Annotated in this window: 14 protein-coding genes; 2 read left to right on the forward strand and 12 right to left on the reverse strand. The window is 43.7% G+C overall.

Annotation, left to right across the window (positions count from 1 at the left end):
• Position 1: 1 nt before the first annotated feature.
• From L2D08_RS00790 to L2D08_RS00815, 6 genes are all read right to left on the reverse strand, one after another.
• Entirely contained in the window at positions 2–964 is a 963-nt protein-coding gene (locus L2D08_RS00790) for a siderophore ABC transporter substrate-binding protein (RefSeq protein WP_242231808.1), read from the reverse strand.
• A 15-nt stretch (positions 965–979) separates the two neighbouring features.
• The gene (locus L2D08_RS00795; RefSeq protein ID WP_242231809.1) at positions 980–1,738 is read right to left on the reverse strand and encodes an iron ABC transporter ATP-binding protein; all 759 of its coding nucleotides are present in this window, start codon (positions 1,736–1,738) and stop codon (positions 980–982) included.
• A complete protein-coding gene (locus L2D08_RS00800; protein ID WP_242231810.1) occupies positions 1,738–2,685 on the reverse strand; it encodes an iron chelate uptake ABC transporter family permease subunit in 948 nt (315 codons plus the stop codon). Before L2D08_RS00800 ends, L2D08_RS00795 begins: the two co-directional genes overlap by 1 nt.
• Positions 2,678–3,628 (reverse strand): ABC transporter permease, encoded by a 951-nt coding sequence (locus tag L2D08_RS00805; protein ID WP_242231811.1) that lies wholly within the window; start codon positions 3,626–3,628, stop codon positions 2,678–2,680. The genes L2D08_RS00800 and L2D08_RS00805 overlap by 8 nt, the downstream gene beginning before the upstream one ends.
• Before the next feature lie 103 nt (positions 3,629–3,731).
• Positions 3,732–4,160 carry a MarR family winged helix-turn-helix transcriptional regulator gene (locus tag L2D08_RS00810; protein ID WP_242231812.1) on the reverse strand — a complete coding sequence of 143 codons (429 nt, stop codon included), beginning with the start codon at positions 4,158–4,160 and terminating at the stop codon, positions 3,732–3,734.
• Positions 4,161–4,232: 72 nt separating this feature from the next.
• A complete protein-coding gene (locus tag L2D08_RS00815; protein ID WP_242231813.1) occupies positions 4,233–4,544 on the reverse strand; it encodes an antibiotic biosynthesis monooxygenase family protein in 312 nt (103 codons plus the stop codon).
• A 159-nt stretch (positions 4,545–4,703) separates the two neighbouring features.
• Here L2D08_RS00815 and L2D08_RS00820 point away from each other — a divergent pair, with 159 nt between their 5' ends.
• Complete coding sequence (locus L2D08_RS00820) at positions 4,704–6,851, forward strand: MMPL family transporter (RefSeq protein ID WP_242231814.1); 2,148 nt, start codon at positions 4,704–4,706, stop codon at positions 6,849–6,851.
• Positions 6,852–6,880: 29 nt separating this feature from the next.
• Here the strand turns inward: L2D08_RS00820 and L2D08_RS00825 are convergent, their stop codons facing one another.
• A complete protein-coding gene (locus L2D08_RS00825) occupies positions 6,881–7,720 on the reverse strand; it encodes a DUF2268 domain-containing putative Zn-dependent protease (protein ID WP_242231815.1) in 840 nt (279 codons plus the stop codon).
• Positions 7,721–7,883: 163 nt separating this feature from the next.
• Between L2D08_RS00825 and L2D08_RS00830 the strand changes: the two genes are divergently transcribed.
• On the forward strand, positions 7,884–8,138 hold the full coding sequence (locus L2D08_RS00830) for a S1 domain-containing protein (protein WP_242231816.1): 255 nt from the start codon (positions 7,884–7,886) through the stop codon (positions 8,136–8,138).
• A gap of 52 nt (positions 8,139–8,190) precedes the next feature.
• Here the strand turns inward: L2D08_RS00830 and hflX are convergent, their stop codons facing one another.
• From hflX to cobA, 5 genes are all read right to left on the reverse strand, one after another.
• Complete coding sequence (gene hflX, locus L2D08_RS00835) at positions 8,191–9,459, reverse strand: GTPase HflX (RefSeq protein WP_242231817.1); 1,269 nt, start codon at positions 9,457–9,459, stop codon at positions 8,191–8,193.
• A gap of 138 nt (positions 9,460–9,597) precedes the next feature.
• Positions 9,598–10,431 (reverse strand): undecaprenyl-diphosphate phosphatase, encoded by an 834-nt coding sequence (locus L2D08_RS00840; RefSeq protein ID WP_242231818.1) that lies wholly within the window; start codon positions 10,429–10,431, stop codon positions 9,598–9,600.
• 65 nt (positions 10,432–10,496) lie between these two features.
• Positions 10,497–10,781 carry an AbrB/MazE/SpoVT family DNA-binding domain-containing protein gene (locus tag L2D08_RS00845; protein WP_242231819.1) on the reverse strand — a complete coding sequence of 95 codons (285 nt, stop codon included), beginning with the start codon at positions 10,779–10,781 and terminating at the stop codon, positions 10,497–10,499.
• Between the two features lie 515 nt (positions 10,782–11,296).
• The gene (locus L2D08_RS00850; RefSeq protein ID WP_242231820.1) at positions 11,297–11,899 is read right to left on the reverse strand and encodes an alpha/beta hydrolase; all 603 of its coding nucleotides are present in this window, start codon (positions 11,897–11,899) and stop codon (positions 11,297–11,299) included.
• A gap of 84 nt (positions 11,900–11,983) precedes the next feature.
• On the reverse strand, positions 11,984–12,733 hold the full coding sequence (gene cobA / locus L2D08_RS00855; RefSeq protein ID WP_242231821.1) for a uroporphyrinogen-III C-methyltransferase: 750 nt from the start codon (positions 12,731–12,733) through the stop codon (positions 11,984–11,986).
• Positions 12,734–12,748 lie beyond the last annotated feature (15 nt).

Consider the following 12,748-nt stretch of genomic DNA (forward strand, 5'->3'; position numbering starts at 1 on the left):
ATTACTTGCTAATCGCTTTTTCAATTTCATCAGCCTGTTTTAAAACAGACTGCAAGCCTCCGCCTGATAAGTACCAAACGTTTGCATCAAGGTAAACGACATGATCATTTTTCACAGCTTTTGTGCTCTTTACAAGATCGTTTTCTACAACCTGTTTTACAGAAGACTCTCCGTCTACAACAGCCGCACCACGGTCTACAACAAACAAGTAGTCTGGATCTGTTTCTACTAAATATTCAAATGAAACGCTTTGTCCATGTGTAGATACTTCAATGTTTTCATCAGCTGGTTTTACACCGAATACGTCATGAATAATACCGAAGCGTGACGCAGGTCCGTACGCGCTGATTTTGCCTTCATTCGCCAAAATAATAAGCCCGTTTTCGTTCATTGACGATGCTTTTTCGTTTAGTGCCGATACTTTTTCATCAATAGCTGTTAATTTTTCTTTTACTTCTGCTTCTTTATCAAAAATTTGACCGATTGTTGTGGCATTTTTCTTGAATGATTCCATGTAGTTCGACTCATCAACAGCAAGATAAACAGTCGGCGCAATCTCCGCAAATTGGTCGTACAAGTCCATTTGACGGCCGGAAATGATAATTAAATCGGGTGCAAGTTCATTGATTTTTTCAAAATCCGGCTCTTTTAAGCTGCCCGTGTTTGCGTACTTTTCATCTTCAAATTGTGAAAGATAATCCGGAATACCTTCTTTTGGAAGACCGGCCGGCTCAACTCCAAGTTCTGCCATTGTATCAAGTGAACCAAAATCAAATACAACTACTTTTTCCGGGTTAACCGGCACTGTTGTTTCACCAAGCTCATGTGTTACGGTTACTTCTTTTGGTGTTTCATTGCCCTCCGCCGGCTCTGTTTCTGCTTTCTCGCCGGAAGTTGATGAACTGCATGCCGCTGCGATTACCGCAAAAACAGCCATAACGATAAATAACAAATATTTTTTCATAATGCTCTCCTTTTATCAGCTAAAATACACACATATTTTTTGATTGTTAATTTCCTGAATAGACATATCCATGCCATATACCTGTTTGAGTGTCAACGTGGTAATAATCTCATTGACCGTTCCCTGCGCTTCAATTTTGCCGTCTTTTAGGGCCACAATATAATCTGAATAAACAGAGGCAAAATTGATATCATGGATGACAATCAGAACCGTTTTACCAAGTTCATCTGCAAGGCGGCGCAGCACTTTCATAATTTGAACAGAGTGCTTCATATCCAAATTGTTCAGCGGCTCATCTAATAGAATATACTCTGTGTCCTGAGCGATGGTCATCGCGATAAACGCCCGCTGCTTTTGCCCGCCGGACAGCTGGTCTAAGTAGCGATCCTGCAGTTCCTCAAGCTCCATGTAACGAAGCGCTTCGTCAATGTGAACGTGGTCTTCTTTTGTTAATTTCCCTTGTGAGTAAGGGAAACGTCCGAAGGCGACAAGGTCACGGACCGACAAACGCAGGTTTAGATGATTAGACTGCTTTAAAATAGCCATTTTCTTGGCTAAATCTCTGCTTTTTGTTTCGTTTACTTTTTGCCCGTCGATCAGCACTTCACCAGTATCCGCACTCATCAAGCGGCTGATAATGGATAAAAGCGTACTTTTCCCGGCACCGTTCGGACCAATAAACGATGTGATTTTTCCCTTTTGAATATTGACTGACACATCATCAACAACTGCTTTTAATCCGTATGATTTCGAGACAGACTGCACTTCTACCATTATTTTTTACTCTCCCTTAACAATAAATATATAAAGTAAATGCCGCCGATAAAGTTAATGATCACGCTAAGCTGCGTAGAAAAAGTAAACACATGTTCAACGATCATTTGACCGCCGGCAAGCGCCGCAATCGACACAAGTATCGAAGCAAAAATAAGAACGGAATGTTTGTAGGTTTTAAACATTTCATAGGCCACATTCACAACGAGCAAGCCAAGAAACGTAATCGGACCAACGAGCGCCGTGGCAACGGAAATAAGAACAGCAATAATAACAAGCAGCCGTTTGACCGTATAATCGTACTCAACTCCAAGGTTAATCGCTGTTTCTTTTCCGAGTGAAAGAACATCAAGATACTTAAAAAATTTCATTAAATACAGTAGCATAGCGGCAGTAATCACGGCTGCCATCATCAAAACCTCTGTCTGGACATTGTTAAAGCTCGCAAACATCCGGTCTTGAATAATTTGAAATTCATTTGGATCAATCAATACCTGCATAAATGAGGTAAAGCTGCCGAAAAACGTACCGAAAATAAGACCAAGCAGAAGCAAGAAGTAAATGCTCTGCCCTTCTCTGCGAAAAAGCAGCCGGTACAACACAAGTGCAAACAGTACCATAAAGCCGATTGAAATCGCAAAGTTCACCTGCTTGTTCATGACTGTCAGGCTGGTCGAGCCAAGGAAAAATACAAGCGTTGTCTGCACGAGCATATACAAGGAGTCAAGCCCGATAATGCTTGGCGTTAAGATCCGGTTGTTCGTTACCGTTTGAAACAGCAGTGTAGCGACTGCAATAACTGTTCCTGTCAGTACAATCGCTGCAATTTTTTCTGCCCGTCTTGGCAGAGCATAGTCCCAATTAGGTCCAAGCTCAATAAACATATAGCCGGCGATCGAAGCTGCCGACAGCAAAATTAGTATGATCAGTTTGCCCTTTTCACGCATAATCCCGTCTCCTCATCAGCAAGTAAATAAAAATCCCGCTCCCAATAACGCCAACCGTTAAACCGATTGGAATTTCATACGGGAAAATGATGATTCGCCCGAGAATATCGCAGAACAAAATGAAGACGGCTCCTAAAAGCGCGGTATCAAACAAGCTGTTTTTTAAATTGTCCCCCCGGTAAATCGACACAATATTCGGAACAACGAGACCAAGAAACGGAATAAGCCCGACTGTCAGAACAACGAGTGTGGTGGACAGCGCCACTATCACGAGCCCGACGTTTACAGCCTGCTTATAGTTCAAGCCGAGATTTTTCGCAAAATCCTCTCCCATTCCGGCGATCGTAAACCGGTCGGCGAAGAAGTAAGCAATCACAACAAGCGGAATACTTATGTACAGCATTTCATAGCGCCCGGCTGTAATCATGGAAAAGTCTCCCTGCAGCCAAGCTGACATGTTTTGAATCAAATCGTGCTTGTACGCAAAAAATGTTGTGATGGAACTGATAATATTTCCAAACATAAGCCCGACAAGTGGAATAAAAATAGGATCTTTCATTTTAATCCGATCAAGGATCTTCATAAATAGAAACGTGCCGGCAAGAGAAAATAGAAAAGCAATAACCATTTTTTCAAATGGACCAGCCGACGTAAAGACAATCAGCGCAATGAGGATACCAAACCGGGCGGAATCCATCGTTCCCGCTGTAGTTGGCGAAACAAATTTGTTGCGGCTCAGCTGCTGCATAATAAAGCCGCTGATACTGAGTGTTACTCCGGCAATTAAAATACTGATCAGCCGTGGAACCCGGCTCTGCCAAAAAATCTGCGTCTGGTGATCGCTAAACCGAAACAAATCCAACGGCGAAATAGTGGTAACGCCGATAAACAGTGAAGCAAAAGATAATAAAATAAGCAATAATACTAAGTAACGTTTTTTCATTCATTTGCCCTACCCTTTATATTGCTGTCAGGCAGTTAGTGATAGAGAGATTCATTCTCAATTGAAGCGAAAGATAAAAGCCGATTGGAAACCGGCATCCTTTCTACGACAAATTGCGTCGGATACGATCCAGCGTGCGCAGGCACTGTTCAAATTCAGCCGGATCAATTCCATTTGATGCATCTTGTATGGTTTGAAAAGCGATCGCTGTATAATCGTCCTTCATCCGCTTGCTTTCTTCCGTTAAAAAAACAAGATTTACCCGTTTATCCGTCGGATGCGGACGCCGTTCAACGAGCCCATTTCGTTCCATATTTGCAACAAGACGCGACACACTTGGCTCATCCCGTTCATTTAACACAGCAAGAGATTGCTGCGTTTGACCGTCCCTTTCAAACAAGCGGCTTAACAATTGCCATTGTTCATGGGTAATTGGATAGCCATTGGATCGAAAATGCTGATTCAACCTGTTCGTCATCAGACGCGAGCTTTGAAACAGCTTATATCCGAGTGAATCATCCAGCTTATACATAGCTCTTCACCTCTAACAGCTTATCTCCATTATTGTAATGGAAATAACTTGTCTGTGCAAGTATATGTCGTATTAAACGGATGCGGGCAATGATGCTTCTACAAACGTTTCGTTTTTAAAATCCAGGATGTAATCCGGTTTTTCCCGTTTGGTGCGGTGACCGGCAATGTGAATCGGACTTTTCTTCCACCCTTTATAGGCTTCTTCTGATTCCCAATGGATCGCCACAATCACTTTTTCATCTTCTTTACTGCGTGAACGGACCCAAATTTTTTTATCGATAAAGCCATCCATTTCCGCCATGGCATTTTTTCCTTGAAAGTTCTCAACGACCAAGTGGGATGTGCCCGGTTTTACCGTTATGGTTTTCATTTCAACAAACACGGTTTCCCTCCTTTTCACCAAAATGAAATTGTTTTTTACTCTATCATTATATTGATAATGATTTTCAGTGTCAATGAGAAGTTCACTAAATGAATTGTTTTCCCGTTTGGCAGATTTTCCTTTATCATGAAACAAGAAAGAAAAAAAGGAGATGCTTCCATGAAAAAACAATCGTTTGCAATTCATTTCTGGAAACCGATTCTTATTTTTTGGCTGATTGCGGCGGCTGTTTTTGGATTCTTTGCTGCTAAGCTTCCTGCCAAGCTTGAAGGAGACGGTTTTCGGACAGATGGTGACTATGAAGTGGTTCAGCAGGCGCTGCATGATACATTTCATTTTCCAGAACAGACCCTGCTTGTTTTATTTGAAAAGAGGAATCATGAATCCTCTAAGACCTTTCAAACAAACATTAGCTCTGTCTTAGATGAAATTGACCAGACTGTATCGCCATCTGCCATCGATTCACCTCTTGAAAACAAAGAATGGCTGAAAGAGGACATCGCTTATGCCGCCATTCATTTTGATGATCCGTCAAAGCCAATGGATCCTGTGATTGATGACGTGCGGGCTATTTTAGCAAAAGAAGACGGCATCTCGCTGACAGGCGGACCTGTTATCTCAAAAGATATTAATCAAGCGAGCCAGGATGATTTAAAACGAGCCGAACTGATTGGACTGCCCGTGGCGCTTATCGTGCTCCTGCTTGCTCTTGGAGCCGTGGTCGCTTCGATTCTTCCACTTGTGATTGGCGGAATGACGATTATTGTCGGCTTCGGGATTTTATCGTTTATAGCCGACTCGGTTGATTTGGCTATCTTCATTTTAAATATCGCTCCAATGCTTGGACTGGCACTGTCGATTGACTTTTCACTTTTATTTATTAATCGTTATAAAGAAGAACGCTCCCGTGGCCGGTCAATCGATGAAGCGATCGGGATTACACAGGCAAAAGCCGGCCACTCCATTCTTTTTTCCGCTTTGTGCGTATTTATCGGACTTGGCTCAGTGCTGCTGATCGACATTGATATTTTTAAAAATGTGGCCATTGGCGGTATGACTGTTATTGCGGTCGCGGTGGTCGCGTCCATGACACTGCTTCCGGCGCTTCTAAAGCTTCTTGGCAGCCGGATTTACAAAGGACGGATTTTGCGTATCTCAGGAAACTCTGCCAGCCGGTGGCGCTTATTTGCCCGATTCGTGATGAAGCGTCCTATTTTAGTCGCGCTGCTTGCTCTTTTTCTGCTCGGCACAGCGGTGATTCCAGGGAAAAACATGCACCTGGCCATTCCAGCAGCAGATTCATTGCCGACTACGTTTGAATCCCGTACGGCTTACGATAAAATTGAAGAGAACTTTATGAAAGATACGGCTTCAACGGTGTATGCAGTCGCTGAACGAAAAAACGGCTGGCTTGATGAAGACGGATTAACGGTTATGAAAGAACTGGAACAGAAATTAAAGCAGAGCGAAACCGTGAGCGGTGTAGAAACCTTGTTTTCCATAAGCGGCCAGCGTGATCCGGCTATACTTGCGGCTTCTCTTGAAAATCCGCAAACAGCCGCAAAGCTTGAGCCGGCAATTGAAGGCTTTATTCAGGGAGACAAGCTCTTGCTTCCCATTTCTCTTAACGCAGAAGCCGCCTCTGACGAAGCTCAGACAGTGGTTCGGAACTGGAGCGAAGACGACTGGCCGGTAAAGATTACATTTGGCGGACAGCCTAAATTTAACCAGGAGCTGTATGATGAAATTTTTGATAAAGCAGTCCCTGTGCTGGCGGTTATCTTGATTTCTACCTTTTTTATTTTAATGATTGCGTTCCGATCGGTTCTGATTCCGCTCAAAGCGATTATCATGAATGTTCTCAGCCTTGCTGCTACGTTTGGTATTCTTGTCTGGCTGTTTCAAGGAGGGCATCTTGGAATGGAACCAGCTTCTGTTTCTCTTATTCTGCCGGTGCTCGTTTTCAGTCTCGTGTTTGGCCTAAGCATGGACTATGAAGTGTTTCTCATCTCCCGCATTCGTGAATTTTATATGGACACATATGACAATGCATATGCGACTGTAGAAGGGCTTGCAAGCACAAGTAAAATTATCACTTCCGCTGCTGCCATTATGATCGCTATTACCGGCGCTTTTGCTTTTACCGGCGTTGTGCCAGTAAAACAAATTGGAATCGGTATTGCGATGGCCATTGCGATCGATGCGACCATCGTGCGCCTGCTGCTTGTGCCCAGCTTAATGAAACTGCTTGGCGCAGCCAACTGGTGGATGCCGTTTCAAAAAAAACCAAAAAAGCAGTCTTCTTAAACAGAAGACTGCTTTTTGCGAGCCTGCATTCAGCTATGAAATATCGAGCCCGCGATGATTTCATCAGCGCTTTTTTGCAATAGCTCTTCTACTTTAAATGGCCCGGATCGCTCTGAAAAAGACTGGACAATATGATAGCCGATACAATACCCAATCCATTTGGGAAGGCGGCGATCTTTTTTTCCATATAAAAAATCATGCTGTAGTTCTTTATCTGTACTCTCCAACGCAGAAACAAACGCTTTTTTCCATAGTTTCATTGCCGTTTCAAGTGAATACAGACCCACCCAGGGAGCGAGCTGCTTTTCCCCATACAGTTCTTTTACCGCAAACTCAGCTATTCCTTCTAAAACAAGGGCCTCTTTTAAACGTAAAGAATGATCCTCTCTTTTGAAATGATCTAACCAGCATACATGATTATACTCATGTGCCAGCAGGGCTTTTACTTCTTCTCTTGGTAAATCAGGTGTCAAAAACAAAAAAATAACTTTCCCGACAGCAGCTCCATTTTTCTTAGAGATAGACGCTCTGCCTCTCCAGCGTGCTTTTCGTATCGGAAAAAGAACAATATGTGCTTCAGGTCCATTCCACTTTTGCTGCAGCTCTTTGTATTCCTGTGCCGCCAGCTCCCACATACCGCTTTTATCCATCCCCTCCACGATGTCCCGTGTTTTTTCCCATTCGGATGGATCAAACAATCCGGCGGCAAGCAGGTGATAGTGAAGTTCCTCTGGGCTGAACGCTGGAAAAAAAGAGACCAGTGAGGCGCACAGTGTCTCACATTGAATAAAATACACTTCCTTTTTTCTTTTTCTTTCACACTCTCTTATAAACTCATCCAGCCATGCTCTGCTGTTTAATACCGGCATGATGCTGCCTCCTTTTTCACTGTCCTTCTTATATATATATGAATAAGTTTATTTTGGAGCAGCCGTACCGTCTTTATAGAAAAAAAGTATATTTCATAGACTTTTCGTTTATCCATCTCTTTTTCTCCTGCATAAACTATGAAACAAAGAAAGGAGGAATATCATGTCTCGAGCACACTTTTATCACCTTTGCTCACAGCACACAGGAAAAAAAGTGAAAATTACCTGCCGTGATGGCAAAGTTCATACAGGAAGAATTACCCGCGTAACGAGAGACCATGTTTGGATTCGTCCTGCCGGCTTTTTAGGAGGGTTTGGCTACGGATTTTATGGCTGGTACGGCTATGGATACGGCTATCCGGTTGCCCTGGCCGCTATTGCCGGTTTTGCCCTCGCATCTGCCTTTTTCTTATGGTAAAAAAATAAAAAAAACGGTCATCTTATGCAGGATGACCGTTTTTAAAAGTGGGTTAGCCGGTAACAAAGGACTTGAATTTTTCATAATCTTTTCGATGGCATTCGACCGTCAGCTTTGTTCCCTTCTCTTCATACTCTGTTTCGAGCACAGCCGCGTGCTCATTAAAGTACGATACGACTTCCCCTTCGTCGAATGGGATAAGCAGGGTGCAGCGGACATAGTCTTTAAACAAGTGCTCTTTCAGCTTACTTGTCAGCTCGCTGATACCGGCTCTTTCTTTGGCGGATATATACACCGAATCACCGGCTGTCTGCGGGTATTCGATACCGGCCCGGTCTGCTTTATTGTATACATAGACGACCGGCATGTTTTCTGCCCCAATATCTGCGAGCGTTTTTTCCGTAATATCTATCATTGTTTCAAACTGCGGACTTGATACATCAATGACATGAACAAGCACATCGGCAAATGCCGCTTCCTCCAGTGTTGAGCGAAACGCTTTTACAAGATGGTGCGGCAGCTTGTTTACAAATCCGACGGTATCAGCGAGCAAAAACTCTTTTTTATCCGGAAGCTCAATGCTGCGCACAGATGTATCCAGCGTAGCAAAAAGCATGTCTTTCTCAAAAACCTCTCCTCCGTCTCCGCCGTACGTTCCGAGCATTGCGTTCATAACAGTTGACTTACCGGCATTTGTATAGCCGACAAGCGCAGCAACAGGCAGGTTATTTTTTTGGCGCTGTCTGCGCTGTACAGTCCGCTGCTCCGAAATTTTCGCCAGTTCTTTGCGCAAATAAGAAATTTTCGATTCAATTTTCCGGCGGTCAAGCTCTAGCTTCGTTTCCCCGGCACCACGGTTCTTAAAGCCAGAGCCGCCCCCCTGACGCCCAAGTGCCACATACGTGCCGACCAGGCGCGGCAGCATATACTGAAGACGGGCCATCTCCACCTGGAGCTGTGCTTCTTTCGTTTTGGCGCGCCGGCCGAAGATGTCTAAAATAAGCATGGTTCGGTCGATTACTTCGCAATCAAGCTCTTTTTCGAGATTTCGAATTTGCGATGGCGACAGCTCACTGTCAAAAATCACGACATCTGCTTCCATCTGTTCGACAAGATGCTGCAGCTCTTCTACTTTTCCCGTTCCCATATACAGAGCGGGATGTGTACGGGGCAGATTTTGCGTCAGCTCCCCCTTTACTTCAATGCCGCATGCTTCGGCCAGATTTTTGAGCTCTTCCATTGAGTATAGAAAATCTCCCTCGCTATCCGTATTCACACCTGCCGTAATGCCCTTGAGTTGTTCGGTTTTTGTTTCGTTCATAAGGACCTCCGTTCTGAAAAAACCGCAGACATCAGCCTGCGGTTCGGTTTCGTGCTGTTAGTTTACCACGCCCGCGTCTTTTAAATCAAACGTTGCGAACACTTCTTTCCATATAAAAAAGCGGGGTATGCACCCCGCTTACAAAAAGACGAAATAAATGACCGCTGCCAGAATGATACGATAAATGGCAAACGGAGTTAATTTAATACGGTTAATTAATTTCAAGAAGAACTTAATGGAAATTAAAGCGAAAATAAAAGCACTGATAAAACCGACAGCATAAAAAGGAAGATCGGAGCTCGAAATATACTCAAGGTTTTTCAACAGTGAAATAGAGCTGGCCCCGGCCATAATCGGCACGGCCATAATAAACGTAAAATCCGCTGCAGCACGATAGCTCATGCCAACAAGAACCCCGCCGGAAATGGTAGATCCAGAACGTGAAAAACCGGGAAGCAGAACGGAAAGGCATTGGAAAATACCAACAAGAAATGCCTGCTTATACGTTATTTGATCCACAGTCTCAGCTATATTAGCCGTCTGCTTTCTGCCCCTGTAAAAGTCTGCAATCATCATCAGGACAGCACCAGCCACAAGTCCGATTAACACAGTCTCGGTTGTAAACAAATACTTATCAATCGTATCTTCAAACAAAACACCTAAAACCCCGGCCGGAACCAATCCAACAAGCACCTGGCCAAGACGAAGCCGATTTTCTTTACCGCGTGTTTCTTTGTTTAAGCCAAGCAAATCAATAAACCGCTGCCTGAATACAACAACCACCGCTAAAATAGAACCAAGCTGGATGACAACCTTGAACGTATTAGCTGCATATTTCCCCAAAAATTCTTTAGAGTGAAGCCACATATCATCGACAATAATCATATGCCCTGTTGAAGAAACCGGGGCAAATTCGGTCATTCCTTCTACAAGCCCGAGAATAACCGCTTTTAATAGAGTGATAAAATCCATTCCTATTCTCCTTTGTCAGATTTCCACTCTCTAAAGTAGCATACTTTTCACTATACGCCAATTGATTACTGTTTAGACTTCCATTCTGCCAGAATCTTGAGGGCCGCTTCTTTACTTAAATGAATACCGCCGCTAAATGAACGGCAGTCAGGCGATGCAGCGCCCGTTACATAACACATTTGCGTTTCTTCCACCTGCTGCTCTGTGTATTTCTCAATCGTAATTTCATCCTGCTGTCCCGCCACCCGTACCCGGTCTTCCGGAGAAATACCCAGCTCCTTCCGCACCGCTTTCGGCAGAACCACCCGCCCCTGCGCATCCATAATTCGCTTTGATTTCACCGCAATCATGCATTTCACCTCTTTTAGTAAGATAAGACTACTATTCCACCCTTCCTTTTTTTAGTCAAAACGCGATAAATAAGAAAAAAAACAGAAATAATGCTTTCTATAAGATCCTATTACCTAATTAACTGTTTTTAAAATGAATCTTATAGCTTATTTTTTACGATAAATAGGCTTAAAAACCTAATAAACCGAATGTAAAATGTAAATTTATTATTTTTACAATTAATGTTAAAAATGGTTTTTTAAATGATACAAAAAGCTTCTATCTATACTTTGCTTTAAGAAAAGGAAAACAAAAGGAACACCTTATGAAAACTGGGTTTTAGAATTTTAACAGCAGCTTTATCAGCTCTTCTCATTTCCTACATCCTTATTCTTCAACTCTAATTTACGAATGTAGAGAAAATGCATAAACAGCTTAACGATTTGTCTCAATCCTCTGCCAATCAAAAAAACAGATCACAATAATATAAAACAAAAAACGCCTTGCGAACAAGGCGTTTTTCTTACTAGAACAATTAAGCGAGATGGGTTTTGAACCACTGTGCTGCTGCCTGCACTTCTGTAGCTGTCAGCATATGACCATTCATTTCCCAATGAACGTCTGTTTCTGCACCGGCACCAGCCAGCAGTGCCACTAAATCTTCTGTTTCTTTTGCTGGACAAATAGGATCGTTTTTTCCAGCTGTAATAAAAATAGGGGTGCCTGTTAAATCCGGAAGTTCGATCCCTCTTCTCGGCACCATCGGATGATGAAGGATCGCACCTTTCAAAGAATCTTTCAAATGAAATAATAGACTTGCGGCAATGTTTGCGCCATTCGAGTAGCCGACCGCCACTACTTTATCCCGGTTAAACCCGTAGTCACGTGCCGCCCGGGCTAGAAATTCATTTAATTCATTTGTGCGGAACACTAAATCTTCCTCATCAAATACTCCTTCTGCCAGCCGTCTGAAAAAGCGCGGCATACCATTTTCAAGCACATTTCCCCGCACGCTCAATACAGATGCATCCGGATCAATACTGTCAGCGAGCGGCAGAAGGTCATGCTCGGTTCCTCCTGTTCCATGTAAGAGAAGCAGGACACGGTCGTTTGATCCTTTTTGAAATACATGTTTCATGGCGCTTCCACCTTTTCTGTTTTTATTATCTTGAATTAAAGATAATGGTACAGGAGGAAAGAAAGCGCGTCAATTCCTTTTCCCTTAATACGCAGCCGCCAGAGCCATTTCACGTTCCAGCTGCTCCCGGCAGTTGACGACGTCGCCAATGACAATTACAGCCGGATTGCCTATTTCCTGCTTCTGCGCTTCTTCTGCAATACGGCATAGCGGCGCTGTTACAACGCGCTGTGCATTTGTCGTGCCCTGCTCAATCACCGCGGCCATCATTGCCCCTTTGCGGCCATGGTGAATGAGCTGCTTCGTAATATGATCTAAGTGTTTCATGCCCATATAAATCACAAGCGTGTCTACAGACGTGGCAAGCTTCGACCAATCCGTCTCCCCTTTGCCTTCCATTTGATGCCCGGTGACAATGGCGAATGAATTACCATATTCCCGGTGTGTGACGGGAATATTTGCATAAGCGGGTGCAGCAATGCCCGCTGTAATACCCGGAATAATTTCAACCGGGATGCCAAAGCTTCTCGCATAAGCAGCTTCTTCGCCGCCGCGTCCGAACACAAACGGATCACCGCCTTTTAAACGCACTACACTTTTTCCGTCAGAAGCGAACTTTACCATCAGCCGATTAATACGGTCCTGAGTCATCACATGATTGCCTGGAAACTTTCCGCAGAAGACGCGGACAGCTGATGGTTTTGACTCCTTCAACAGCTCTTTGTTTACAAGCCGGTCATATAAAATAACATCGGCTGTTTGAATGGCTTTTAATGCTTTAACAGTAATGAGTTCCGGATCGCCCGGCCCTGCTCCTACAATCGATACACCCATCTTCGTCCGCCTCCT

It is taken from the genome of Domibacillus sp. PGB-M46 (genome assembly GCF_022668875.1).
Lineage (GTDB): Bacteria > Bacillota > Bacilli > Bacillales > Domibacillaceae > Domibacillus.

What these genes read in the sequence shown, in the direction of transcription:
- L2D08_RS00800 (WP_242231810.1), bottom strand. Translation starts at nt 2,685, where the DNA reads ATGCGTGAAAAGGGCAAACTGATCATACTAATTTTGCTGTCGGCAGCT.
- L2D08_RS00790 (WP_242231808.1), bottom strand. Translation starts at nt 964, where the DNA reads ATGAAAAAATATTTGTTATTTATCGTTATGGCTGTTTTTGCGGTAATC.
- L2D08_RS00830 (WP_242231816.1), top strand. Translation starts at nt 7,884, where the DNA reads ATGTCTCGAGCACACTTTTATCACCTTTGCTCACAGCACACAGGAAAA.
- L2D08_RS00820 (WP_242231814.1), top strand. Translation starts at nt 4,704, where the DNA reads ATGAAAAAACAATCGTTTGCAATTCATTTCTGGAAACCGATTCTTATT.
- L2D08_RS00810 (WP_242231812.1), bottom strand. Translation starts at nt 4,160, where the DNA reads ATGTATAAGCTGGATGATTCACTCGGATATAAGCTGTTTCAAAGCTCG.
- L2D08_RS00795 (WP_242231809.1), bottom strand. Translation starts at nt 1,738, where the DNA reads ATGGTAGAAGTGCAGTCTGTCTCGAAATCATACGGATTAAAAGCAGTT.
- cobA (WP_242231821.1), bottom strand. Translation starts at nt 12,733, where the DNA reads ATGGGTGTATCGATTGTAGGAGCAGGGCCGGGCGATCCGGAACTCATT.
- L2D08_RS00850 (WP_242231820.1), bottom strand. Translation starts at nt 11,899, where the DNA reads ATGAAACATGTATTTCAAAAAGGATCAAACGACCGTGTCCTGCTTCTC.
- L2D08_RS00825 (WP_242231815.1), bottom strand. Translation starts at nt 7,720, where the DNA reads ATGCCGGTATTAAACAGCAGAGCATGGCTGGATGAGTTTATAAGAGAG.
- hflX (WP_242231817.1), bottom strand. Translation starts at nt 9,459, where the DNA reads ATGAACGAAACAAAAACCGAACAACTCAAGGGCATTACGGCAGGTGTG.
- L2D08_RS00805 (WP_242231811.1), bottom strand. Translation starts at nt 3,628, where the DNA reads ATGAAAAAACGTTACTTAGTATTATTGCTTATTTTATTATCTTTTGCT.
- L2D08_RS00845 (WP_242231819.1), bottom strand. Translation starts at nt 10,781, where the DNA reads ATGATTGCGGTGAAATCAAAGCGAATTATGGATGCGCAGGGGCGGGTG.
- L2D08_RS00840 (WP_242231818.1), bottom strand. Translation starts at nt 10,431, where the DNA reads ATGGATTTTATCACTCTATTAAAAGCGGTTATTCTCGGGCTTGTAGAA.